Source organism: Mechercharimyces sp. CAU 1602 (assembly GCF_024753565.1).
In the GTDB taxonomy this organism is placed as follows: Bacteria; Bacillota; Bacilli; order Thermoactinomycetales; family JANTPT01; genus Mechercharimyces.
This window is the reverse complement of the sequence record NZ_JANTPT010000001.1, coordinates 227,270-252,893: the sequence shown is the minus strand read 5'-3', so window position 1 is coordinate 252,893 and position 25,624 is coordinate 227,270. Positions and strand designations below refer to the sequence as shown.

Here is a 25,624-nt window from a genome sequence, read left to right as displayed (position 1 = left end):
TCTCATTATTGGAGATTACCTTAGGAGATTACCTTTTCTTATCTAAAACGTTATCGGAGACTGGTAAGCTAGTCATCTATGCAAATCTCACGATCTAGAATTAAAGCGGACTTGTCCATCAGTGGACGGGTTCGTTTTTTAGAACCCACTCTCATATGTCTCCCATAGAAAGGGGCGTGACCTTATTGCACAAAAAGTTATTGCAATACTTGAGCCCACCTCAATTTTTGGTTTTCGGTTTTACTGTTCTCATCCTCTTCGGTACCGCGTTATTATCGTTGCCGATCGCTACAGAAACAAGAGACCCACTCTCCCTGATAAACGCTTTGTTTACGGCAACATCAGCTGTCAGCGTTACGGGGCTTGTGGTGGTAGATACAGCCACGACATTTAGTACATTTGGCGAATGCGTCATTTTGATCTTAATTCAATTAGGCGGGTTAGGATTTATGACCATAAGTATCTTCTTTGCAATCCTATTAGGTAAAACAATTGGTGTCAGGGAACGCTTAACTCTCCGCCTTTCCTATCATCAAACCCATATTCGTGGAATGGTACGCCTAACACTGTCAGTATTAATCATTACCGCCATCGTCGAAAGTGTAGGTTTTCTACTGCTCGCCGTTCGGTGGGTACCCGAGTGGGGGTGGACAACAGGTCTCTACTATTCTTTATTTCACTCGATATCTTCTTTTAATAATGCCGGATTTGACCTGTTTGGAGATATAGCAGAGTTTAGTGGCTTAACTACCTATGTAGGAGACCCTTGGATCAATATGACGATTGCTGCCTTGTTTCTCATAGGTGGAATTGGGTTTGTCGTTATAGCCGATCTCTACCACTATCGCACCACAAAACGACTCAATCTCCACACCAAACTCGTTCTATCAGTAACCAGCTTCTTGCTCATTATTGGAACGTTCTCTCTCCTGCTCATCGAGTGGAGTAACCCCTACACTATTGGCCCATTATCACTTGCGGACAAAATAACCGCTTCTTTTTTTCAAGGAGCCGCTCCCCGAACTGCTGGTTTTAGCACCTTGAACATTGCAGATATGTATCCGGCTTCGCAACTTATGCTGATCATGCTCATGTTCATAGGAGCTGCCCCTAACTCTACAGGCGGAGGCATTAAGGTTACAACCTTTATCATTGTTGTATTGGCAGTATGGAATATGATCCGTGGAAATGACGAGAATGTCAGCTTTAAAAGAAGAATTCCATATAAACAGGTCTACTTGGCACTCTCCATCTGGATTCTCACCCTTTCGCTAACGGTCGTCGTCACCATGCTTTTAACCATAACCGAACACACCCACTTGACGACTTCTTTTTTTGAAACAGTATCTGCTGTAAGCACTGTCGGTCTCACCCTCGGTCTTACGCCTGAGTTAAGTGCTGCCGGTAAACTGCTCATTACTCTGACAATGCTTGCTGGACGCCTTGGCCCGTTAACCTTAGCATTTGCTATTTTACAACGGCAACAAAAGTCTGTCATCCGACATCCTGAAGAAAGCCCTTTGATCGGCTGAAATATTGATTTAATAACAAAACACGCCTATCCCTCCTTCGATCTCTGGAGAAGATATGCGTGTCACTTTGAGACTCCTTATAAGCAGATCACTTGGTTCGCTAAACCGCTCCCTCACGATCATCTAGTGGGCAACACTCGATCCGAGGGGGAGAGGGATGAAAGAGGGTAAGATTTCCTGTCTGCCGATCCAAATCAATCTGGATTCCCTTGATCTGCTTTTCATCAGCAGGATTCCATACAAGCGGAACACCTTGAACACATAATTCCTTATATGCTTTTTGCTTTTCCGTTATTTCAATCGCATAAGAAGGCGAACTACAACCTGATGTAAGCGGGACGATACGTATAGCTAAAGGCACAGATTCTTCTTCTGCTCGTAATAGCAACTGTAAACGCGCTGCCGCCAGCGGTGTGATTAAGATATCCATTTATGATTCTCCTTTCTAAGACGGCTAAGGAAGGAGCCTTTTATATATTTCATAAGAACTTGTGTCAAACAAAATATATCGAACCTCTCTCATGCCACTTTCGTTGCTTGCAAATAGGCCCTAGTGGAATCCAGCGCAATCCGTGCCGCCTTTTCATTAGGAAACCGATAAATACCAGTATTAATTGCCGGAAAAGCAATGCTCGTCGCCTGATAACTATCTGCTAAGTATAATGATTTTTGATAGCAATGGTACAGATCTTCTGCTTCGTTATTTTTCCCCTCATTCCAAACAGGACCTACTGCATGAACGACATATTTCCCATTCAGTCGACCTGCCCTGGTTATAACAGCCTCTCCTACTTTACATCCACCTTGTCTCGCGCGGATTTTTTGACAGTCCTCTTTTCATTCGTCTCCTGCCATTCGATGAATCGCACCATTACTCCACCACCGCTCGATAAACTCGAGTTACAGCACTCACAATAACATCGACGCTTTCCTTTGTAATATCTCCTTTCTTAAACACCAGTCTTGTATTATTTATGTATATACCCAAACTCCTCACACCCAACTATCGCAGTAATTAAAGTAGCTCCAGCTCCAATAAACCTCTACAATTATAAAAAACATGGCTTTCATCATACCGAAAGTCCTCAGAATGCGTAACCCTATAGACACCCGAACCTTCATTCAAACTAAACTTGTCTCCATCTGCAAACTGAGGATTCTCAACTATATTATATAGACTAAAGTTTACTAATAAACTATATACATCTTCAGACCATTCCTCATTACTATTTTTTAGTATGGTATCTGGTAAACCAAAAGACTTCATCCCACATGTATAATATCTCTCACCATCTGAGATATACGTGACAAAATAATCGTATATAGAGTTCAAGTCTAGATTATTGTGCAATAATAACCAATCGTTCTTAGAGTATGCCCTCCCTGTCGTCTCAATTTTAACCGCAATCCCACCAAGATCAATAATTTTCGCACCTAACTGAATAATGCCTCTAATATCATCAATTGTACCTGTATCTGTAATTAAGTAAATAATACTACGATGGTCAGAGATCTTATTTAAATCACCCTCATCTATTCGCCCTACACTAGCATACTTATATGCTTCCAACAACTCCGAGTCATATCCAGTAATAGTAAATTGGAATCTTTTACTCACTGTTTTATCAAATATAATTCCCTCAGAATAAGTATACCTGCCGATCTCAGCATTTAAGAGTTGCTCCAGCACTACTCTTCCACTCTTCCAAACCCCTGGTATGCCAATTACAATTTGTGTATTGTTCATTTTCAATTCCTCTTTTCCTCTAAAATCTTGCTTGAACTGGTATTAGGTCAATAGATTAGACACAAGAAATCTAGATGTTTATGCGGCTGGGGATAGAGATTCATAATAAAGCTGTTCGTACTCACATAGTGTACAATAATCAATGTATGAGCGGACTCTCTTCTTGTTATAGAAACATTCGATGTATTCGAAGACGCTTCGTTCCGCTTGTTTTCGTGTTAGAAAGGTGGAGAGGTAAACAAGCTCACGTTTGATGATGCTATGACAGGACTCGATACAAGCGTTATCATAACAGTTTCCTTTTCGGCTCATGCTCCCGTGCATCCCGTATTGCTGTAGACGATCTTGGTATTCATGAGAGGCGTACTGGCTTTCTGCGACCGAGTTCCCTTCTTCTTGAATCATCTCGACCTTTCCTGATGGGATGGATTCTCCATCGTGCTACAACTTTACTATAGAACAATGCTTGATCTATTAAAATCAACTAAATCAGGATTAACCTTCTCTAGTAAATCTTCGAATTTACCCCATCCGTTTTGCTTTACATAGAGTGCTTCGTTAGCCGTGATGGGAAATACCCATGCCTGAATAATTGGTAGATCATTTTCTCCATAGTATATTCCAAATGAGTCAGGGAAATATACCGGCGTTGATATATATAGTGCCTCTAAGTCTGTACCAGTAAATAATGGCCCTCTCGGTCCGATTACATCTCCAGCTAAATAAGCAATGTGATTTTCCAACGCTTCTATTGCTAACTGCCCTAAAATACCTGGTATAGTGTCTTGGCTCTCAAAATCATTACTCACGATAAAAAATAATTCATGCCTAATCTTTTTCTTAGAGACAGGTGAGTCAAGGTAATGATGACTTAGTCCTAAAGTAGAGTATACCTCAGTTCCTCTAATTGGGCCTCTCTTGTATTTAACTACTTGACAAGAGTGACTTTCTTCAAAATCTACAGTGTAGCCACCCTCTATTTCACCTAAGTGTACCTCTAAAAAATCAATATAGCTTCCCATTCAATTCCACAACCTTTTTCAGCTATTCCCTCTACTCCGATTACATGAAGAACACCCCAACCTAGTCCCTCTTTGATAATCATCTAATACTTCTCTCAATTTTACATTACTAGGGAATCTTCGATTTGTCCACTTAGATTGGTGATCAACATCCCAATCACTCTTTTTATTTGTCACCTAAAGAAAACCATCTCCACACCATTATGCGCAAAGATCTTCAGATTCGATACGAAATACGTATGAAAGTCCTTCACTTTAAGGTTTAGACCGTGGTTTGTTTTTCTTTTAGATAGTGCGCTCCACCGCACTCCTAGCGCCCAAACATCCAGTTATTATTGATTTATCCTTACACTCTAACCTTGTATCATTGTCCTTTAAAGAAACCTTCACTAACTTCATTACCCCACCCGCCATTATCTGTTATTTCCGATCTCAAAAATGGTACTATATGAGATAGGGAAATATTATGCTTCTCCAAAATCAATAATTTCTGATTCCGGTAATAGTTTTTCAATCATATCCTCCCAGTGCTCCCAGTTCTACTCCGATCCACAGTTCTTTTATTAAGTTATTCAAATTTGTTGATATGATTTCCCATTCTCTTTGGATGATTTCTAGACATACTAGCCCAAAAGCTAGTCGACCCCGAACTGAGACCTTAGCTATATTATTTTCCAAGTAAATTATACCCTCCTCAATTTTATTACGCTCTACCCTTCTCTCCAACGATATATGAAAATACGCTATTGTTAAGGGAGAATCCCCCATGATTAGATTTTAAAACTATCTTAAGACAGTTACATAGTAAGAGTAGATGTACTCATGATAAATATACTAAAAGATCACTCTTCACTTAGAGTATAATTTCACGAATCTATATATTCTTTCCTGTTATAAAATTTTCTTGTGAATTCGCCAAACGAACTTGCTATAAAAAACAGCTGATACTCCTGGTCATCAAGAACTTCTTCATGATCCCAAAAAACTACTATCGGTTCTCTTCCCCTTCGATAATCAAAACATATATAGTTACCAAATCCATCGCATGCAAATGGGTAAACCTTGTTCGGTAAAAAGCGGTTAATGCGCTTATATACACTCATCAAACCATACTCAGTATCATTCTCTCTTACACTCAAAAGCATAAACATAATATTATACCCATGATTTTCTATGTTAAAATTAGGAGGTGTTGGAATCGCCCCATTGTTATTTTTGATTACTTGTACGTAATCATCAGGGAAAGTAATATCCAGCGCAGCTTCTAAACTCCTTATTTCCCCATAATCTATTTGTTCGCCATCTTCCCATATTATCGATTGGTTCATTGTTGTAATTCCTCTCTATTTTGAAAAGTTTTTTACTCATAAATGAGGGTTCCTGATTCAAAATCATAATACCCCTCTTCAAACAATGTAACAAACTTTACCGGCGCTACAACCGTATCAATCAAATCAGGAATCTCTAAACAAATACCATATTTACGAGAGACTATAGCATCATCGAAACATAACACTGAGTTGTCCTCTAATTCCTTAAAGATCTTATTCACTTTTCGATAGGATGTATTTAATAACTTTATTCCTTTGAACACTGGGATTGACGGCTCAAAAAACTGAATTGCTTTTAGTGTTCCATCCACATGGTAGTAAGCAGAAACACCCGTTTTGAAGTATTCCTGATAAATATAAGAAACCCCGGTTTGGGATTCTATAGTCAAATCACCTATCTCTTGATCCTTTTCACCAAGTATATTCCCAACTTTGTCTCTCTCCATGCCAAAATGAACAAATTTCACCCCAATATAAGGTATTAATTCAAATTCCATTCTCTTACCCCTTATCTTTTAAGTATGGCATGCTAACAGCATGCCATACTTATTATTTAGTAGTATCCCTTTTCTCTCGAATACTTAACCATTTGCTCAATGCCTTCATCATATTTATCCCCAAATTTACTTCTGATATCATCTATATCCATTTGTTGAGCTTGTTTAAAGTTCCCCTGTCGGATTAATTCAGCCTGTCTAGCACGGTAAGCCTTCGCTCCGGGAATATTTCTAAAGCTAGATGTTTTAGCATGATCTCCTTTTGTCATGAGAATAGCTGGGCCGTAAGTAGTTACACCAGCCAACGGGAAAGACATTCAGCTGCAATCCTCTCCTCCATCGGGATCGGTTTCAAACGCGAGGTAATCCCCGTATCCTTTTCTTTGCCCATTGGATGCTCTCTTTCGTTACGCGAATCTTTGGCTGATGATGGTGGGTAAAGCTAAATGTTCGTCTTCAAGGTCGGTCTACCGCACTCTTCCCTTCGTTTACCAGTAGTTTCAGTTTCTCTTCGATGAATTTCGTGATGAATTCTTTGACCCGGATTCCCGCTTTTCTACTCTTCACGTAGAGGTTACAGCTCCTTGTCTTGCACGTCCAGCATGATGTTGGATAGGAGCGGGCTCAACGGACTCGCCTGCGGGACCCCTTGTTCACTCCTAACTTTGCATCCATTTTTCATCACACCCGCGTTCAAGTACTGACCAATCAGCTTGAGTAGGAGTTTGTCTTTCACCCTCTTCGCCAAGAGTCCCATGAGTTTGTTCTGGTTCAATCGGCCAAAGAAGGCATACAAGTCCATGTCCACCACCCACCGATGGCTCCCTTCGATGTACTCCCTTGCTTTCTTTACCGCGTCGTGTCCCCGTCTTCCTGGTCGGAACCCATAGCTGTGTTCAAGAAAAGGTTGGATTGAAAAGGGGCGTAAGTACTTGCGCAATGGCTTGTTGAATGAACCGATCCAACACGGTCGGGATTCCTAATAACCGACTCCCTCCGAACGGTTTCAGGATTTCGATCCGCCTCAGGGGCATCGGTTCGTTCCTTCCTCTATGGAAGAACGTAGGGTCAGCCAATGCGTTTGTAGGTGCGCTCGTAGGGCTTCTACTGGCATGCCGTCCACTCCATGGCTCCCTTTATTCTTTTCTACTTGTTTCAGTGCTTTCAAGAGGTTCCCCGTGAGAGCATTCGTTTCATCCACATCGATATTTCCCACCTCGTGAACGTCCCTTTCTGTTTGTGCCATCCTTTACTCCACCCTCTCAAAGTCCACCATGAAATTCACCATCTCCTCCTTTGGGTAAGCCACCATGTGAGTTGTCTGCTTCGTCGTAACGGATGAACGCCTAGCGAAACATTCTTCCTAAATGTTCAGACCTTCCCCGTCCACGCATCCGCGTCTGGGTACTATAGCTTCTGCTGACTTCTGACCGTTCAGTTTCCTACTTGAAAAAGGTTACCACGTGAGCGTGGCGTTCCGGTCAGATCTCCCCGGGAAAGAACGCGTTCTTTCCCTCCATCTACCCGCCTCATTTACGTTCCCTGCCCTTCGATAGTATGGACTTTTTTGTTCTCCAGACTTATCCAAGCAGCGCTCGCCTTCTATGAGGTTCCTGTTCGTCAGGCCGGAGGTTTGCCGCCGACTTCCTTCAGATTCCACTACGGTGGACACCCTTGTCATAGGCTAACGACTACTGCTACCTTCGTCGTTCGGGACTTCACCCTATAGAACGCGACCATGCCGGGCGCACATAAGGAAGCACTCTCATATGATCACATGAGAGTGCCTCCCAGTCTCTATTCAAAACCAAGTACAAAATATAATTTCATTTACTCAAGTATCCTTATCACCTCCCCTTTCCCAAACACCACCTTTCCATTGCGAAATAGAAATTCATATCCAGGAAAAAGCATCTGACCATTAGACTCTAGGTCGCTTTTTGTTATTCCAGGCAATAATATCTTTACTTCGTGCTCGATCCCTTTTTCGAATACTGTACCTTCATCTCCTAATGTAATCTTACATGTAATTAATGACTGATCAATCTGCATAGGTATCATCATACCTGACCATCCAAACTTTATCATCGTCGTCTCTTCAAAAAAGTTAATCTTAGCCACAAAGCGTATTGAATCATCTATGATGCTCATAATATCCCCCCTACTAACTTCAGAAAAACTCTATCGAAGATTGATCTTGTTTAGTCAAAGCGGCATAGGTCTACTAAGACTCAGCGTACCATCTTCTTGACGGTTGGTGTGCTTCATTAATCGGGGAGGAAGACTGACTTCCTAGATCTCAATATAAGCCTTTAGCCTAATTTATTCCCATTTAGTAAAAATAAATGAATGTTCCTCCACTTCGATGCAGAACCCATATGAAAGGCTCTCAGAAACTACAAGAATATCAGAGATCAGAGGATAATTTTTTATTACAATAATTATCTATTGACTTATCGTTACCCCTGTAAATACTACTCTATTCACTTAAGACAAACGCCCTTGATCGCTATAATTTTAGGATCAAGGGCGTTTCTATCAATAGCTAGCTCTTCGTTAGCGGTCATTTTCTAATACTACGTCCCAGTCTGGATCAGAGACAGAGACTAACTTAAGTGCGTCTGCAATAACATAACCGTCTCCCGCATCAGATAAAGTAATTTTCCACTCCTTATCTTTATCAAAAGAGTAGGTACCCAACTCAAACCATTCATTTCCAGAGCGTTGATCTACCGTTATTGTATCTTCGCCCTGAGCGTGTGTAACTGTAAACGGAGCATTGCTCGCCCGATCAAACGCAGGCACTTGATGAACAAACACCTGATACTGATCCGAACGCTTCACCTTAAACGCCCAAGTAAATGTATCCTCTCCAGTCCCCTTAGCATTTGGCTGATAGTTCGCACCTGAATAACCAAACGCATTAGTGGAAGCTGACCAAGTACCTACGGTATTCACCTTTGTATGGCTCATAATATATGAACTCTCTGCTTTTCTTTCTTCCCTACGTTCCCATTCTTCCTTATAGTACTCAATAATTGATTTTTCCTGAGCGCTTAAAAACTCCACATGCTTAAAACCAATCATGACGGACATAACAAACACTAAGAAAAATAAAGAAAGAATAGGTTTTAACCACTTCATGAATTACTCACCTTCATAACTATTTATTTTCCTGATTCCCAATCACCTGAACGGCGATCATCCGCCCCACCATATACTTCATTATTTTCATAGTCTATCACAAGACCTTGTACACCGCCAAAGTATATAGGGGATTGAATACGAACAGAATACCCTTTACTTTGTAGTTGAGCAATCGTCTCAGGAGTAAATCTTTCTTCCTCAATGGAAATCATGTTTTCTTCTACGAAGAAACGGGGATCATCAATCGCTTTTTGCATAGGATATTCATACTTTAACATGCGCACTAATACCTCTGTAAGTGATACTGGAATCCGTGATCCTCCAGGCGATCCTATGCCTATTACCGGTTTACCGTCCTTAGCTAGAATCGTTGGAGCAGTAAAGCTGCGTGGTCTTTTCCCTGGTTCGGGATAATTAGGTGAAGTTGGCGTTTGACTAAAATTACGTAGTTGATTATTAAGAAAAAAGCCCTTAACATAATGACCTGATCCGAAGAAGTTGCTTAGTGTATTCGTCGTCGATACCATCATCCCATCCTCATCAACTACGACAAAATGAGTTGTGTTACCGTGATCTTCTTCCTCTGTCTCATCTTTCATAATGTGATCTGTTGAGAGTGACTCTAGTGAAATGTCTGATGCAAGTTGCTTAGAATAAGGAATGCTAGTTAATTTATCTGAATCTACCTTTTCGAAATCCGGATCGCCCACGTTAAGTATCCGATCATGATATGCTCTCTTCGTAATCTCATTTATCAGGTGCATATAGTCTGTCATGTCCGTATCTTTGTTGAATTTTAGTATTTCTGCCATTTGCAGAGATTGAATTAAAGTAACTCCTGCTAATGGAGGGGGAGCAGACCATACATCATACCCAGCAAATTTCCCTCGTACTGAAGGCTGAATATCGACTTCATACTTGTTTAAATCCTCATTTTTTATATACGGGACCTCTTTTTTAAGGGCTTGCGCAACTTCTCCATCATAAAAAGATTTAGCTCCACCCTTTTGTATTTTCTCTAATGTTCCCCCTAGTTCTTTCTGAATTAATAGTCCTCCTGTTTCCAGTGGCTGACCTTTTGGATACATATGAGGAAGCTCGTCCACAGGCATCCTATACTGCGCATTACTTAGTATACTATGCATAGTCGAGTTTATTTCAAATCCACTATTAGCTAAATTTACTGAAGGCTGAATAATATCTTTCATCGGTATCGTACCAAAACGTTCATGGGCCACATCCATACCCTTCACCATACCAGGTGTTCCAATTCCATTATCAGATACATAGCCCGAATAGGGGACTGTTTCGCGATAATCTATCGTAACTGGATCTGACCCATCTGTGGGATAAACCAACATTGCTCCTCCTCCACCAATACCCGAACCGTACGGCTCCACTACGGTGAGAGCATACGCTACAGCAATCGCAGCATCAACCGCATTACCCCCCTCTTCCAATACTTTCATCCCTACGTCTACCGCTAAGGGATGTCCAGCACTTACACCATATCCGAAGTTACTTGTCTCTTCTTCTTTCATATGAGCTACTTGTTTCTCCTGTTTATTTACAATTAAGCCATATTCATATGCATAGATTAACCCTAGCCCCACTACCACAGAGATACTCATAACTATATGAAACCATCTATTGCCCACTTGATCCATCACCTTCTAGCCCTTTAGGTCTCTCCAATTCGAACATAAATTTGTCTCCCTCACGATCCCACCTTACAGGATCTTCTATCTTCATTGTCTGTTTACTCAACTGCAAAAATATTTTATTCCTCCGATACATTCCCTCCCATCCAGTTAAAGGTTTAGGACTCGCCTCTCTGATATATACCGGGATCAATTCTACACGTGCATTGCCGTCTTTAGTCAGCTTATATTGTGCCAATACACTTTCACGCGTGCGAGACCAACCCTGATCAAAGATAAAATTACCTAAACTATAAAGAATAACGGCACCCTTATATACCTCTACAGGTTCTAAGACGTGGGGCTGGTGTCCCACAATAATATCTGCCCCAGCATCTACCATCGCCTTTGCAATTTCTCGTTGTCTAGGATGTGTACCACTATCGTACTCTTGCCCCCAATGAACATGAACAACTACCATGTCAGCATTGCGATTAGCCTTCTCTATTAGTGGCATATAAGTTTTGGGTGAGGCTGTTAACACTCCAGGATTGTCACTTGTTGCTTTAAATCCTGCTGGTACAACATCAGTAAAGCCGAGGGTGGCGATACGATAATCATTCACTTCAGAATAAGAGATTTTGCTAGCATCTCTCCGAGTTAACCCTGCACCAACCGTTCTTACGCCCAATTCCTCAAAAACTTTTAACGTATCAGCTAGACCCGATTCACCATAATCAAGGGCGTGTTCATTGGCTAGATTCACAGTAGTAAACCCCATGTCGCTTAGTAATTTAGCTGTATCTCTTCCTGTACGAAAATGAGTGGTTTTATCTGCTTTTTTGTATTCATCTGCCAAAACAATAGGGCTTTCTAAGTTACCAGTTATATAATCCGATTCTTCTAAATAAGGTCGGATATATCTAAACAGATAAGAATGCCCTTTCTTTTCAATCGCATGTTCCACATAGCGACCAAACATCATATCGCCCATCAGGGTCACTGTCAATTCCGTTTCTGGATCCTTTTCAACAGCTACGATTTCATCACCGTTACTAAGTATAGTAATTAAAATAATGAGTACTAATGAAATAGAAGTAGCGATAATTGTATGTTTGGAGGCTTTTTTCTTATGCCTTTTGACCCAACTTAAATACTTTTGTTTAAATGTTAAGTTCTCCACAGTTTCCACCCTACAGAAAATAATGATAAGCAAACATCAAAATGAAGGTTGCTCCACTAAGCAGAATTGTACTAAATACGGTGGGGATCATTCCTTGTTTTTGGATTGTATTTGCGATCAACCCTGGTACAATTACCCCAATTCCACGAAACTCATAGATTTCAAAAGGCATTATAGGATAAAAATAATCAAATATCAACTTTAATAAAATGCCTACGATTAACATCGCAGCAAACTTCCTACGACCATATAGAATAACAAAACGTGATATCCCATTTGTCACTATTAAATAGGTGAGAAAGGATATAAAGAAAACTATTAAAATAAAAATTGGCTGATCAAACACCATCGCTAAGTAACCAGGGACAACCAGACCTGCTGGAACAATTCCCGTTTTTTCAGCATACAGCAGGCTCAGTACCACTCCCAAAACCAAAGCAATATAAATATCAGAACCAAAAGACAAAATAAAGCCTCCCTCAACTAACCCATAGTTCTTTTTCAATTTTATATTTTTGAAACCTCTCGATTAGAGGCTCTGCTGAACCATGAATATTCCCTACACCGTAAATCACTCTACCATCTACTACAGGTGCTAAGCATTGTAAGATAGAGGATATAGATTCTTTCTCAAGATCATAAAGTTCCGTCGCTGGCAAGTTCCCCGCATGATAAGCATCCGCTATCGGTCCAGTAGTTTCACCAATCAATACCAGAATGCCCGCAGGGATATACGGAAGCACGTCTTTTGCAAACTGTTCCGTACGATCAACTCGATCCTCACGGCAGTTCATAATGATGATTGGATCCTCTGTTGGATAACCTAACTCCTTCACTCGCTTCCAGATATTCAAGGTAGATGATGCGTCATTTGCCGCAAAGCCATTAACAAAATAGGCAGGATCACTTGGATCACCCATCGGCAACACAACCATAGCCCCTGGATCTGGAGGTGCGTTCAACATACCACGTAATGCGATCTCCTCATCAATCCCTGCCGCCTCTGCTACGGCGAGTGCTAACGCAGCATTTTCCGGGAAGATCATATACTCAAATCGCCGTAAATACTCCTCTGAAATCCTCGAAGTATCGCACACAATCAGTTTTGTCCGTCGTTTACGAGCGATTTCCTCATAGTACGGAACAAATGGACTTTCATTTACGATAACGTATCCTCTATATGGAATCGTAGCAGTAAATGCCTCTGCCACTTCGTTTAACGTCGGCCCCATTACATCCATGTGATCCTCTAATACATTAACAATCACACCGATATTCGCCTGCAACATATCGTTCTGAAAGATGATCTGATAGTCTGGGTTTACAGCCATACACTCACTTACTAAGCACTCTGCTTTTTCTTTTGCTGCTTTCGCCACTACAACTTTCTGTTCACGAATATTAGGCCCTTCCGGACGACGGACGATCGGCTCCTCCTGCTCCCGATTCCAATAAATCATTCGTGCTTGTGTTCCAGTCGTCTTTCCAATTGTTTTCAATCCAGCTTCCATCATGATCCCTGTGATCAAACGGGTTACTGTCGACTTACCACGAATTCCATTAATATTAATTCGTAGCGAGATAGAATCGATATTTTTTTGATGTCGTCTTCGTTCCCATGCCCCTAAGCCAAGCAATAATAAAAGAGCACCTGCTACCAACCCCACGCCATTCATCCTTTCAAATATAGTATTCATATTATTTTCCTAAGTAGTTTAGCTATTTTTTATCTAAAAGGACATACGAAGTAAAATATATCCTATCATTGTTCATATGTCTATCACTATCTATTGGTAATTGATGATTCTCACACTTACGACGGGATGGGATTTAGTAACCTCACCCCTAAAAATTAACTAAATAAAAAGGATTAGACTATTAAATGGCGAATGAAAAGAGTTGGATTCGTTTATTTCGCGAAACCCTACTTAATCCCTAGATAATAATAGATTATTGTAAAAGGGTTTCTATTCTCATCACATTCCTGATATTCTTAATCTAGGATCTAATCTAGTAATGAAAGGAAAGATTATATGAAAAAGGCTTCTATTTGTATCATGATCTTAGCTTTAATTTTTACATGTTTCATTCCAACTCCTGCAAATGCAGAACCCTCTTTACCTCCCGAAATTATCACATTAGATAATTCGGACCCTATGCACCAGTCTATCGGGGAGTGGGAAACTCGCCAAGATCAATCCCACTATCGCTTTAATTACTTAGAGTCTACAGAAAAACAAGCAGATGATCTCCTGTCCACAAAACCTAATCTATTCATCTGGAACTTTTCTTTGCCATCCTCTGGTAAATATCGCGTTTACACCTATTATCCAGCCAAATTTGACCACTCTCAAAAAGCTCCCTATCAAATTTATACAAGCGATGGGATGATTGAGAAAGAGGTTAACCAACAAGAAAAAGGTTCTACCTGGGTTGAGCTCGGGGTTTATCATTTTGATGATGGAGCTAACAAAATTATTCAAACTGCCGCAGATAAAGGTAGCGTCAGTGTAGATGCTATTCGCCTCGAAAGAGTTGACGGTGAAGCAACAACTAAGCCTGATTCAGACGACCCTCATAACCATATTGACTACAGTCCATACCTAGAGAAAGAAAAGATAAATAAAGATACTCCCTCACGAGCACCTAGCGATGACGGGAAAGAACCCATCTATTACAATGGACCGCGCAACAAAAAAAAGGTAGCACTAACCTTTGATGATGGTCCACATGCTGAATATACTGCACGAGTACTAGACATTTTAAAAGAGGAAGATGTACCAGCTACATTTTTTGTACTAGGGGAGAATGCAAAAAGGTATCCTCACTTAGTCAAACGTGCACATGATGAAGGTCACAAGATTGCCAGCCATACCTGGAATCATCCACAGCTTACCACTCTGCCCAAAGAGAAGATTGAAGAGCAGCTTGATAATACCCGATTAGAAGTAGAAGGTATTATCGGGAAATCTATGAAGATGATGCGCCCACCTTACGGAGCTGCTCGTGGTATTGAAGATACTATCGAAAAAAGAGGATATGAAATCATTAACTGGGATGTAGATACCGTAGACTGGGAAAGAGGACGTACAGCAGCAGAAATTCTGGAAACTGTAAAGAATCAAGCCCGATCCGGAAGCATCATACTCCAACATGATGGGGGTGGGAACCGAGAAGCAACCGTACAGGCTTTACCAGCTATCATCTCCTATTTACAAAAAGAAGGCTATAAACTAGTTACAATAGATGAATTACTAAATATCCCTGCCTATGATAACAAAGGTGATGCCCCCATTATTGTAGACAACTCCGATCCTGCGAACACCACTAAAGGAACGTGGTTTAACTCTACAAATGTACCTGGTTATTATAGTAGCAACTACCAAGGAAATAGAGCTGGTTCCGGTGAAGACACCTTCAATTGGAATTTCAATCTACCCGATGATGGTTCATATCGAGTATCTGTTCGCTATACATCTGCCAGTGACCGAGCTAGTAATACACCTTACACCATCCACACGACTTCCGGAGAAATTACAAAACAAGTAAATCAGAAACAAAATGGTGGTGTATGGATCGATATTGGTACTTATGATTTTAAGCAAGGTTTAAATAAAATCACCCAAAATGATAGGGCTGATGGCTATGTTATTGCAGATGCCATCCGCCTAGAAAAAGTAGAGAAGACCCCAGATGTGATTACCCTTGATAATTCAGACTCAATTCATGATCAAAATGGGAAATGGACAAAATCCACCAATGTATCTGGATATTACAACGAAAATTATCAATGGAATATAGCAGGTTCTGGTTCACACACGTTCACATGGAAATTTAATCTGCCTAGAGAAGAAACCTACCGCGTATCTGTACGATACACCCAAGGCAGTGACCGTACAACAAATGCCCCCTACACCATCCATACTAAGGACGGGGAAATTACTAAATACGTTGACCAAACTGTAAACGGAAATACCTGGGTTGATATTGGAACATACACCTTTAAGGGCGGAATTAACCAAATCATACAAACAGATAAAGCAAATGACGGTTACGTCATAGCCGATGCGATCCGCATCGAAAAAACAGAGGATGACCCAAACAAAATCACTTTAGATAACACTGACATTGCACATCAACAAAAAGGAAACTGGGTTTCATCCACAAACATCCCTGGCTATCATAAAGATAACTATCAATATAACAAGAAAGGATCAGGATTAGATCAGTTTACATGGAACTTTGATCTAACTAATGCTGGGGAGTATCGTGTATTCGTACACTATACGACTGCAGGTGATCGAGCTACTAATGCACCCTACATTGTACACACCTCAGATGGACCCATTAAAAAATTAGTTAATCAAAAAACAGATGGATCCACATGGATAGATATCGGCACATACCAGTTTAGCAATGGAGCAAATAAAATCATACAAACAGACGATGCCAATGGATATGTAATCGCTGATAGCATCCGTATCGAAAAGGTAAACAACTAACCCACTCCCCCCTCTGCTAAAAACGGAGGGGGATATATATCCCATAATAAATACTAAAATCCAGATACACCTATCACCCTATCACCCTCTTATTTAAAACATTATTTCCCACTTGAAATACAAGACAGCAACCTATACAATGTTAGCTAGTGTGCGTTTATCTATAATAAAGTGGACTTTGCTTAAATCTATGAATTCTAATAGATGGAGGAAGTAACATGAAAAAATTTGTTCTATTCAGTTTGTTTATCTTTACTTTCGCACTAGGCTCCGGTATAAGTTATGCCACCAATACATATAAGGATTATCTAGAGCTTACTTCTCAGACGGAAGAAGGTGTTGATTATTCTCGTAGTATTACGGAACGAGACGTCGCAGTGCTTGCAATTCATGGTGGGGGTATTAAACCAGGCACTTCTGAAGTTGCTGAAGGAATCGCCGGTGAGAACTATTCCTTATACAAATTCGAAGGCATCCGATCCTCAAATAATAGTGAACTGCAAATTGATACTACTCACTTTAATGATCCGGATGCACTTCGTCTAGTATCAAGCGCACAGAAAGTGATTTCCGTTCTTGGCTCCAATGGGGATGAGAAAATCGCCTATATCGGGGGTCGTGATACTAATTTACGGGATTTAATTATCTTACACCTTACCTCAGCTGGTTTTGATGCCCGTATTGCTTCCAACTCAATGGCTAATACAAGTGAGGATAACATTGTAAACAAAGGTGTGAAAGGGGCTGGGGTTCAGATCGAATTGACAGAAGGATTACGTAAAAGCTTATTCGATGATTATACTGGTTCAGACGATCGTTCCCGCACGAAAAACAAACATTATGTTCAATTCATTCAAGCAGTTCGCTCATCTATTGCTGGGAGTACTGATGTTCCTGCCCTTGAGTCTGAGGAAACCATTTTTTCAGAAGCAACTTACCCCGCTCAATCAAAGGTTACTGATTTACTCAATGTAGCTGATAAGTATATTGGCACCCGCTACAAATGGGGCACAGGTCCATACAGCAGAGAAAACCCTCTTTTTGACTGCTCCTCTTTCACACAACAAATTTACAAAGAAGTTGGTGTCACATTATTGAGAAACTCACGCGAACAATCTACACAAGGAAAAACTATCGTTTCTGTCCCTCAGCCAGATCAATTTGTAGGTGACGGAACAGTTAAGGAAAAGGGTGAGCGCCTCAAGTTCAATAATATTAAAGCGCAGTTAAAGAAAGGTGATTTGATTTTCTTTGATAATATCGAGGAATCTCCTAATTTAGAGAAAATACATCATGTAGCAATCTATATTAATGAGTATACACTTCTTCATGCTACCGAAGAATATGGGGCGAATTATACCTATTTCAAAGATGAACGTAAAAATAACATTGTGAGTGTTAGACGAATTTTTGATGAGCACCTCCCTGTAACCTCACAATCGGAGATCGTTCAGATAGGTGAGAAATATTTAGGAACCCCTCATTCTAAAGATGGTGAAGAGGGAACATATTCCTCTAAATTTATCCGAGACGTTTTCGCCGAAGTGGATATCTCCCTTCCTAATACCGCTCACGATATGTCTAAAGTAGGTATCGATCTTCCTAAAGATCAATTACAGCAAGGAGATCTCCTCTATTTCGACAGCGATCATGATGGCGTTATTACTCATGTAGCAATGTATATCGACAAAGATACCCTACTTCACTCCACTGTCTCTCGCGGTGTAACCTATACATCATTTTCTTCCTACTGGCAGGATGCATGGGTTAAAAGTAAACGAATTTTAGATATTAATGGCTCAATCCCACTAAACAAAGAAATATATCAAACAGCTCTAAGCTACTTAGGAGAAGACCAGATAGAAGATGTAATGCCCCATGATGACGGGGGAAATCCAATCATCATTACACCTAATACTGCTGAATTTGTACAAAAAGTATTTCACGACCACCGTACTGGTGTGCCCCGCTATACCAATGATCAAAGACAATTGGGTAAAAGCATTTCACTAGAACAAGCTCAGCCAGGTGATCTCATCTTTTTTGATTTCGATGATGATCAGAAATCCGACTACGTCGCATTTTATGTTGATAACGATACCATTCTCCTAAGCTACTCATCATCTGGGGTTCAATATCAATCACTGGACGATGAGCGCAAAGACGATATCTTACAGATCCAACGCATCAGTCAATAGATCAGAAAAAACTCCTACTACGAAAACGTAGTAGGAGTTTTTTCTCCCTACGCTTCCTCGCCACCACCAGCTCCCCGCGGTCCCCGTGGCCCTCGTGGTCCTCTTCGGCCTCTGGGACCGCGGGGGCCTGGAGAGCCGGTAGCACCTATTGGTCCGGTCGGTCCAGTAGCACCGGCGGGACCGGTCACGCCTTCTGCAAGCGTGCCTACCTTGGTCACAAATGCATCAAAGTTGCCACCACCAAATGTCTGCTGGAAAGCATCGAAGGTGACAGGGAAATCAGCAGAATTGGTTTCCCCTGTAACATATGCATTGTCTAACATATCCACCGTGATATTATTCCCAGAGTTATTATCACTTCCTGCTAGATACGAAGAAAATGAAAGCCCCTGCCCTGAGTAACTGATTTGCGTTACAAAAGCAGCAAAGTCAGAGCCCCCTCCCCCATAGCTGTCTTGGAATGCATCTGAGGTGATAGGAAAGTTCGTGGAGCGGGTTATTCCTGTCACCCACGCTTGACCAAATGAGTCCACTGCAATACTGTTTCCTTGATCAGGGCCGGCCCCACCTAAGTAGGTGGAATAGACCAAGGCGCTCCCTACCGAATTCAATTTCGTAACAAAGCCTTCATTTGCCCCTCTCCGAATCGTTTGAAACGCATTGGCGGTGGTGGGAAAGTCATCCGAAGTCGTTACTCCCGTAACAAATGCTTGATTGATACTGTTAATATCAATGCCCATCCCTGAATCTACCCCACTTCCCCCCAACAGGGTAGAGTAGACGAAAGATGTGCCTGCTGCATTGATTCGTGAGATAAAAGCATCCCTCGGTCCTGATAAAACGGTCATGAATGCCCCTGTGGTTACAGGGAAATTAGTTGAAGTAGTTGACCCGACAATAAATGCTTGTTCACTGCTATTCACACTTATACTAAAACCTTGGTCATTCCCAGCTCCCCCTAAATAAGTGGAATAAAGAAGAGACGAGCCCGATGCGTTAAGCTTAGATGCAAACCCATCCAAAAAATTAGAAAATACCGTTTGAATAGCCCCGGTAGTCGTGGGAAAGGAAGAGGAATTTGTATTTCCTGTCCCGTATGCATTCCCACTGCCATCGACGGCAATGCCCCCGCCTCTACTTACTCCATTCGCTCCACCTAAATAAGTGGAATATAGTAGTGATGTGCCTCCACTATTTAATTTTGTGATGCACACATCGGTCGTACCTGCAAGGATCGTTTGAAAAGCCCCTGAAGAAACGGGATAATCGGCTGAGTCCGTCGTTCCAATTACATATGCATTGTTTAGAGCATCCAGCGCAATATCCCTACCACTATCCCCTCCACTGCCACCTAAAAAAGTGGAATAGATGAGTGAGCTTCCTGCTTCATTTAACTTGGTTACAAAGATATCACTACCTCCTGCTATTGTTGTCTGAAATGCGCCCGATGTGGTGGGGAAGTTGGATGAGGAGGTTGTTCCTGTCACATAAGCATTTCTTGTTGAATCGACCGCGATTCCTTCCCCAAAGTCGGCATTAGACCCACCCAAGTAAGTAGAGTAAAAAACAATCGGGTCGATTAGCAAAAGCTGAGTGGGATCATACTCTTCAGAAATCTCAAATCCAACACAACCATCTTTATTTAAACAAAAAGATGTTGCCAGCTGCATCTTTTTTCCTGCTATCCATTGAAAGCTGATCGGCTTCTGTTCGCGAAACAGACCCAATGGAGTGTAAAGTAAGAGATCCCCCTCTTCATTAATCTCTATACCTTGTTTTCCTTCAAAATAAAGGCGAATATCACTGAGTTGCGCTCCTGGATGCACAAGGAGATCATACTTTATGTCTGCTCCTTGTCGCTGAAACACCACGTCGATCCCCGGCCACACACCACAGTACGTCACACTCTCTCCATCAACTTGACGTGTCATCGCTAAACTTGCCCCATAAAAATGAAGAGTGAGCGCTCTTTGATTGTTCACCCAATAACACACATATTCGGGATAACACTGAAGACTCATCTTCTTCTGTCCATCCACCCCTGTGACAAAACTGCTCCTACAGTCCAAGGTCCCTACACTTTCCTCCGTCAACCACCTTGCTTCGTTTGTGCCCACAAGCCCATCCCTTTCCCATCTGTATGATATTTCATCATATGAGGAGCACCTAACGATGGTGTGGAGCAGACAAGAGGCTACTTTCCTTACTCGTTACATTCCTAACTTCGCTCTTAAGTCCTTCTCTTCTATATATAATGGGGTCTCAGTTGGACTCCACAGTTTTTCAACCTCTCCCTGCAGTGCATACTCTCGCTGAGCCTGTACAAAGGGGGAAATATCTTCGATCTGGACGATCCACTCGTGCGCATACTTTCGTAACGTATCTCCGCGTAATCCGAGTTGCAGCGCACGTCGTTCCACCTTTGCTCCTGTTGGATCGTGGTCAGGATCCCATTGTAAACGGACATCTGACTCTACACCTGCTGTTTTCCACTCTTCGTACGTTTCATATTGTGTGGGATCAAACGTAGAGGCAACTGATTTCCACAATATCTCCAAGAAACCTTCTTTTTTAAGTGTGATTGCCAAAGTAACTTCTTGATTCTCTTTCATTCCCCATCCCGAACGAAACATCATCCAGAGAAAGTTGGGTTTAATCCAACTCATTCGTGTAAATTTAAAGCTGTCACCAAAGCGCTGATGCTCTGCCGCATAAAGGCCAATCGCAGGCGTATAAGCTTGGTATACGACGATCGTATCCTTGTCATGCTGAGCCATAATATGTTTACCCGCTCGTGGCCATCGCTCCATCTGTTCTATATAAGGTTCTGTGCGTAAATTCATCCTTCATTCTCCTCCAATATTCACATGATAAAAGGACAACTCTCATCCAAGTTGTCCTTTTATACCTTTTACTATCGATTAGCTATCGTCCGGTTTCTACCTTCTATATATCAATAGCTGATTAACGCTGCCATGAGCAACCCAGTCGTCACACTGAGGAAGCAAGTGAAGATCCCGACAGAGATGTTTCCTTTGGGGATCTCTGACACGACGCGAAAAGGGGTAACCAGTTCAAATAGATAAAATACGAGTACTTGAAAGACTGCTCCCAATACGCCCCACACCACCAGATCAAGCAGGCTTACCGCATGCATGGCAGCAGATGCGAGAACAAGACCCAGACCAAGGATTTTTCCGCCTAAATCATAGGAAGCGGCTTTGGCGGCATGCACCTTTTGTATGTCTTGCGTTGCTGCCCCATCTTTAATCAGTTGATGCTCTTTGTAAGGCGTCGTTATCATAAAAAGAAAGATACCAAATGCTAATATTGGCAGTGTTACCCCTAAATATGCTAAGAAATTAAGAATGTACGGCCATTGCTCCATCATAAGCGTTCTTTCCCCTCTCCAATAAATCTTTAGTCAATTTCATCTGAACACAATCCTACAGGTAAAAAATAAGATAAATTCCCCGTAATCGGACCATCGATGCGCGACAAGACAGCAGATGCTTTTCCACCAATAAGGAAGGAACCCCACAATTGATGACCTCTAAAGAGACCTTTCTCGGTCATCGTTTCCACCTGTTCTAGCTCCACACGTTGCTGATACACTTTCATCTGATTCCAATAATGCTCAGCCCCGTCTTGAGCCTCTATCTCGCCAGCTTCATTATAGAGAACAACCGCTCCTCCCTCTCGTCCGAAGATCGGCTTTTCCACATAGGGCTGACGTGTAAAACGATTTTCTAAATAAGTAGGTAGCATGTAAGTGGAGATGATTTTATGTTCTGCAGGGGTGAAAAACTCTCCCTCTTCATGCAGACTCCAAATTAATGCCTGTAACGCTTTCGTCTGGCCAATAAAAGCAGAAGGGGGATTGATAAGAGCCAGTTTTTTCGCAGCTACTAAGTCCAAGACATGCTCCCCTGTCGGATAACCATTATCATCATGGTCTTCCACCAATACTTCTAGAGGATGTAACCGATACCAGACATGTACAGGCATGCGTCTACCTTCGATCTGTGCGTAAAGCTGATCCCCTTGTACACGCAAATCAGCCAGCGGAACAAAGTGTGCGTTCAACCCCGATTGCTTCAATAGGTAACGAGTCGTCCCTGCATCTTCTTCATGCCACCCCAGCGCACTAAACACAATATTTTCCGTCTCATATCCTTGATCGCGATAACATTTTAGTACATGGGCGAATGCCTTCCGCAAATCTGCTTCGTTCCCCTGATTAGGGTTGATCTCTTCCCGCGCCTCACAAACACGTCCATTTACGTAGAAGGCCTCCACAATTCCCGTCGGTGTATCTGCATTAAATTCCAACATCTTTACACCTTGCTTCGTATTGGCGAAGTCGAAGCGACCAATCGTCGTTGCTTGGGTAGGATCCACACTGAGACGGACTGCACGACGGATGGCAGGGGGAATACCCAGAGTATGAAATAGCTCCTCTTCTCCTGCTTGAACGACAGTGATCACACGAGCAAACACCTCTCCTAGTTCTTCCGTTGCTACACGCAATTGACGGTGGAGCGAAGCGGACAGGGGGAAACAACTTGCCAAAGCGTACTCTTGTTCATATAGTCGATCCCAGGTAAATACACCTTCTGAAGCCATCGAAGAATAAATCTCTCGCCGCTCTTCCTCATAGACATGGTTGACCATTCTCACCCGCCGCCACTTCCAGAATATGATGAACTTCGTCCGATTCCCCCATTTGAAAAAGAAGAGGACTTCCCTGTTATCTTCTTATATATCTTCTTTCCGTTTTTCATTATATAGGTACCACCCACGCGACCATCACCATCATCGCAGTAACCGTCCTCATCTTCGTCATAACACAAATCTTCCTCGTTTCCTTCCTCCCATTCTTCTTCAGTTATCTCCCCTTCAGTTGTCTCTTCTTCAATAGTGCCCTCTGTTGTGGTATTCTCATCGCTACCGAAACCTTCTTCTTCTTCCACCTCTACAGCCATATTTTGAGCACAACCGGTGGCAACCAATGCTGCTGAGGCAAATAAACTTACCATCTTGAACGTCGAACGATAGTTTCGCTCAGTTGGTTTTATAGCTTGTCTCTCTTCTATTTCCTTCATCGCCGGCTCCCCTCCTCTAATGTTTATTGAACATAAAGTACGAATGTTTTCCGGTTTTCATCAAACTCCGTCGAGGTTTTTATCCACACTTTCCCCTTCACCTCAATCTGATCCACAACCAAACGTATCATGACCTCCGGATAGCGAGACAGATACCATGTTCCTAGAAGTGGATAATAAGTTGATTCCTCTTTAAACTGGCGCACTTCCAGCTTCACTCCACGCCAACTCGGTCGCAACACGTGTTCATTGCTGATCACTTCTTCATCATTTGCTACACTTACATAGATCACTGTCTGTTCCTCACTATACAGGAGCGATTCCTTTGTATATACGTGTGTGCCATATACATAATAATCGCAGAGCAGACGCGCATGGACCTCCTCTTCTTCCATGCGCGTGTATTCGGCGAGTACAGACGGTTCTTCATCGATTTGTAGGCATCTATATTGAAGTCGCTTCATCTGTTAGTCACGTCTTCTTTATGATCCCATGCCTGCACTTGTTCCCACGCCACCTTATCCAAAAGTTCCAGCTCGATAGAGCAATCTGGCAGCTGGGGCACTCTTTCTTCCAAGCGTTGCAGCTCGCCTTCAATATATGTATTGATGATTCTGCTGCTCACAACTTTGTCCTTTTCACGTGATCTTTTTTTAATCTCTAACCATTCGTTTAACTGCTGCTCCACCTCTAACGGCAAATCAATACCCGCCACCGTTTTAGCAAATGGCGTCGGAGGTGTACATCCCCGTTCTTCAATCCACTTCATCGCAATCACAGCTCGTAGCGTATACAGATATTTTTTTAATATTACACGTTCCTGTTCAGCGATAAACTCAGTATAATGGCGACGAGCCATATGTAGATAGTGATAAGTAAGCCTTTTCATTGAGTACTTCGCTTGCGTCCATTCGCGCAACGTGACCGCTAACAGGCCTCTTTCCACATAAATATGCGGGGAGTCCAGCCATTCCATAACAGAGGGATTTGATTTGTGCACCAAACGTAGTGTTTTATATAAATCCCAGCCCACAATATCGAGCTCATCATCAATGGGTCTTTCAATCACGTCCCGTGGAGGCTCTAATCGCAAATACTCCTTACTAGAGCGAACGTAGATAAAACGGACGTCGTAGTCGCTGTTGGTTGAAGCAAATCCCCACGCACGACTCCCTGATTCAACTGCATAAAGAACCGTTACTCCTTCTTCCTGCTCAATCTGTGCTAGTTTTTCTTTGATGACTGCGTCCATGACTTAACACCCTTTATCGCAATATTTCCAACTGACTCTTCCCTATCCGATATACTGGATCGAGCTGGTATTCACCTTCACAGGACAGGAGGAGCAAAACCTCAGGTTGTTGTCGCAGACATTCTTCAAAGATCCGCCACATCTCGTCCCGAAATACATTACCCACAACGACCTGCTCTTTTCCTGTTCCGATAGTAACCTTAAGTAGATCTGTTTCTGATGTTTCCTCAGCCACTTGAATAAATAGATCCGGTAATCTACTTGTATGATCTGCTTGCACCGTCAGCCACTGCTGCAAGCGATCTAACGCATCTTTGTTTGAACATTCTAACGAAATAAAGGGTTCCGGCTTTTGTTCTTCTATTTCGTACCCACCTACCGTTACTTCGTCGATTGTCAAAAGTGGCACTCTTATCCTCTCCCTTTTCTTTGATATTGAAAAACACCTTCGCCAGTATGATTGCGAAG

The 25,624-nt window shown here is 42.0% G+C and carries 25 protein-coding genes and 2 pseudogenes; 3 read left to right on the top strand and 24 right to left on the bottom strand.

Annotated features, from left to right (window positions below):
- Positions 1 to 185: 185 nt before the first annotated feature.
- Complete coding sequence (locus NXZ84_RS01375; protein ID WP_258838509.1) at positions 186 to 1,532, top strand: TrkH family potassium uptake protein; 1,347 nt, start codon at positions 186 to 188, stop codon at positions 1,530 to 1,532.
- Positions 1,533 to 1,632: 100 nt separating this feature from the next.
- Here NXZ84_RS01375 and NXZ84_RS01370 read toward each other — a convergent pair whose 3' ends face one another.
- From NXZ84_RS01370 to pgsB, 16 genes and pseudogenes are all read right to left on the bottom strand, one after another.
- Positions 1,633 to 1,962 (bottom strand): hypothetical protein, encoded by a 330-nt coding sequence (locus NXZ84_RS01370; protein ID WP_258838508.1) that lies wholly within the window; start codon positions 1,960 to 1,962, stop codon positions 1,633 to 1,635.
- 89 nt (positions 1,963 to 2,051) lie between these two features.
- A complete protein-coding gene (locus NXZ84_RS01365; protein ID WP_258840302.1) occupies positions 2,052 to 2,309 on the bottom strand; it encodes a macro domain-containing protein in 258 nt (85 codons plus the stop codon).
- Between the two features lie 238 nt (positions 2,310 to 2,547).
- Positions 2,548 to 3,279 carry a DUF4261 domain-containing protein gene (locus NXZ84_RS01360; protein WP_258838507.1) on the bottom strand — a complete coding sequence of 244 codons (732 nt, stop codon included), beginning with the start codon at positions 3,277 to 3,279 and terminating at the stop codon, positions 2,548 to 2,550.
- 78 nt (positions 3,280 to 3,357) lie between these two features.
- Positions 3,358 to 3,684 (bottom strand): IS3 family transposase, encoded by a 327-nt coding sequence (locus NXZ84_RS01355; RefSeq protein WP_258838506.1) that lies wholly within the window; start codon positions 3,682 to 3,684, stop codon positions 3,358 to 3,360.
- A 47-nt stretch (positions 3,685 to 3,731) separates the two neighbouring features.
- A complete protein-coding gene (locus NXZ84_RS01350; RefSeq protein WP_258838505.1) occupies positions 3,732 to 4,301 on the bottom strand; it encodes a suppressor of fused domain protein in 570 nt (189 codons plus the stop codon).
- A gap of 87 nt (positions 4,302 to 4,388) precedes the next feature.
- Positions 4,389 to 4,478: pseudogene (locus NXZ84_RS15170) on the bottom strand (hypothetical protein); the annotation flags it as partial.
- Between the two features lie 689 nt (positions 4,479 to 5,167).
- The gene (locus NXZ84_RS01345; protein ID WP_258838504.1) at positions 5,168 to 5,629 is read right to left on the bottom strand and encodes an SMI1/KNR4 family protein; all 462 of its coding nucleotides are present in this window, start codon (positions 5,627 to 5,629) and stop codon (positions 5,168 to 5,170) included.
- A 32-nt stretch (positions 5,630 to 5,661) separates the two neighbouring features.
- The gene (locus NXZ84_RS01340; protein ID WP_258838503.1) at positions 5,662 to 6,129 is read right to left on the bottom strand and encodes a hypothetical protein; all 468 of its coding nucleotides are present in this window, start codon (positions 6,127 to 6,129) and stop codon (positions 5,662 to 5,664) included.
- A 56-nt stretch (positions 6,130 to 6,185) separates the two neighbouring features.
- Complete coding sequence (locus tag NXZ84_RS01335) at positions 6,186 to 6,434, bottom strand: hypothetical protein (protein ID WP_258840403.1); 249 nt, start codon at positions 6,432 to 6,434, stop codon at positions 6,186 to 6,188.
- Positions 6,418 to 7,332, bottom strand: a pseudogene (locus tag NXZ84_RS01330) (reverse transcriptase domain-containing protein); the annotation flags it as partial. The pseudogene NXZ84_RS01330 and the gene NXZ84_RS01335, both read right to left, overlap by 17 nt.
- Before the next feature lie 627 nt (positions 7,333 to 7,959).
- Complete coding sequence (locus NXZ84_RS01325; RefSeq protein ID WP_258838502.1) at positions 7,960 to 8,280, bottom strand: hypothetical protein; 321 nt, start codon at positions 8,278 to 8,280, stop codon at positions 7,960 to 7,962.
- 405 nt (positions 8,281 to 8,685) lie between these two features.
- On the bottom strand, positions 8,686 to 9,273 hold the full coding sequence (locus NXZ84_RS01320; RefSeq protein WP_258838501.1) for a golvesin C-terminal-like domain-containing protein: 588 nt from the start codon (positions 9,271 to 9,273) through the stop codon (positions 8,686 to 8,688).
- Positions 9,274 to 9,296: 23 nt separating this feature from the next.
- A complete protein-coding gene (gene ggt / locus NXZ84_RS01315) occupies positions 9,297 to 10,907 on the bottom strand; it encodes a gamma-glutamyltransferase (RefSeq protein ID WP_258838500.1) in 1,611 nt (536 codons plus the stop codon).
- Positions 10,908 to 10,923: 16 nt separating this feature from the next.
- Complete coding sequence (locus NXZ84_RS01310) at positions 10,924 to 12,099, bottom strand: CapA family protein (protein ID WP_258838499.1); 1,176 nt, start codon at positions 12,097 to 12,099, stop codon at positions 10,924 to 10,926.
- 10 nt (positions 12,100 to 12,109) lie between these two features.
- Positions 12,110 to 12,565 carry a poly-gamma-glutamate biosynthesis protein PgsC gene (gene pgsC / locus NXZ84_RS01305; protein WP_258838498.1) on the bottom strand — a complete coding sequence of 152 codons (456 nt, stop codon included), beginning with the start codon at positions 12,563 to 12,565 and terminating at the stop codon, positions 12,110 to 12,112.
- Between the two features lie 13 nt (positions 12,566 to 12,578).
- Positions 12,579 to 13,796, bottom strand: coding sequence for a poly-gamma-glutamate synthase PgsB (pgsB, locus tag NXZ84_RS01300; RefSeq protein WP_258838497.1), 1,218 nt, complete (start codon positions 13,794 to 13,796; stop codon positions 12,579 to 12,581).
- A 336-nt stretch (positions 13,797 to 14,132) separates the two neighbouring features.
- On the opposite strand from pgsB, the gene NXZ84_RS01295 reads away from it, so the two are divergent.
- Both NXZ84_RS01295 and NXZ84_RS01290 read left to right on the top strand, forming a co-directional pair.
- A complete protein-coding gene (locus tag NXZ84_RS01295; RefSeq protein WP_258838496.1) occupies positions 14,133 to 16,601 on the top strand; it encodes a golvesin C-terminal-like domain-containing protein in 2,469 nt (822 codons plus the stop codon).
- A 218-nt stretch (positions 16,602 to 16,819) separates the two neighbouring features.
- Positions 16,820 to 18,799: a poly-gamma-glutamate hydrolase family protein gene (locus NXZ84_RS01290; protein WP_258838495.1), complete on the top strand. Its 1,980-nt coding sequence runs from the start codon at positions 16,820 to 16,822 to the stop codon at positions 18,797 to 18,799.
- 47 nt (positions 18,800 to 18,846) lie between these two features.
- Here the strand turns inward: NXZ84_RS01290 and NXZ84_RS01280 are convergent, their stop codons facing one another.
- From NXZ84_RS01280 to NXZ84_RS01245, 8 genes are all read right to left on the bottom strand, one after another.
- Complete coding sequence (locus NXZ84_RS01280) at positions 18,847 to 20,916, bottom strand: SBBP repeat-containing protein (RefSeq protein WP_309495445.1); 2,070 nt, start codon at positions 20,914 to 20,916, stop codon at positions 18,847 to 18,849.
- A gap of 93 nt (positions 20,917 to 21,009) precedes the next feature.
- Entirely contained in the window at positions 21,010 to 21,642 is a 633-nt protein-coding gene (locus NXZ84_RS01275; protein ID WP_258838494.1) for a DUF4291 domain-containing protein, read from the bottom strand.
- Positions 21,643 to 21,752: 110 nt separating this feature from the next.
- The gene (locus NXZ84_RS01270; RefSeq protein WP_396654021.1) at positions 21,753 to 22,187 is read right to left on the bottom strand and encodes a DUF350 domain-containing protein; all 435 of its coding nucleotides are present in this window, start codon (positions 22,185 to 22,187) and stop codon (positions 21,753 to 21,755) included.
- 32 nt (positions 22,188 to 22,219) lie between these two features.
- The gene (locus NXZ84_RS01265; protein WP_258840301.1) at positions 22,220 to 23,473 is read right to left on the bottom strand and encodes a glutathionylspermidine synthase family protein; all 1,254 of its coding nucleotides are present in this window, start codon (positions 23,471 to 23,473) and stop codon (positions 22,220 to 22,222) included.
- Between the two features lie 2 nt (positions 23,474 to 23,475).
- Positions 23,476 to 23,904 (bottom strand): hypothetical protein, encoded by a 429-nt coding sequence (locus NXZ84_RS01260; RefSeq protein ID WP_258838492.1) that lies wholly within the window; start codon positions 23,902 to 23,904, stop codon positions 23,476 to 23,478.
- 23 nt (positions 23,905 to 23,927) lie between these two features.
- Entirely contained in the window at positions 23,928 to 24,368 is a 441-nt protein-coding gene (locus NXZ84_RS01255; RefSeq protein WP_258838491.1) for a hypothetical protein, read from the bottom strand.
- A complete protein-coding gene (locus NXZ84_RS01250; RefSeq protein WP_258838490.1) occupies positions 24,365 to 25,156 on the bottom strand; it encodes a nucleotidyltransferase domain-containing protein in 792 nt (263 codons plus the stop codon). Before NXZ84_RS01250 ends, NXZ84_RS01255 begins: the two co-directional genes overlap by 4 nt.
- Positions 25,157 to 25,169: 13 nt before the next feature.
- Complete coding sequence (locus NXZ84_RS01245; RefSeq protein ID WP_258838489.1) at positions 25,170 to 25,565, bottom strand: hypothetical protein; 396 nt, start codon at positions 25,563 to 25,565, stop codon at positions 25,170 to 25,172.
- Positions 25,566 to 25,624: the final 59 nt, after the last annotated feature.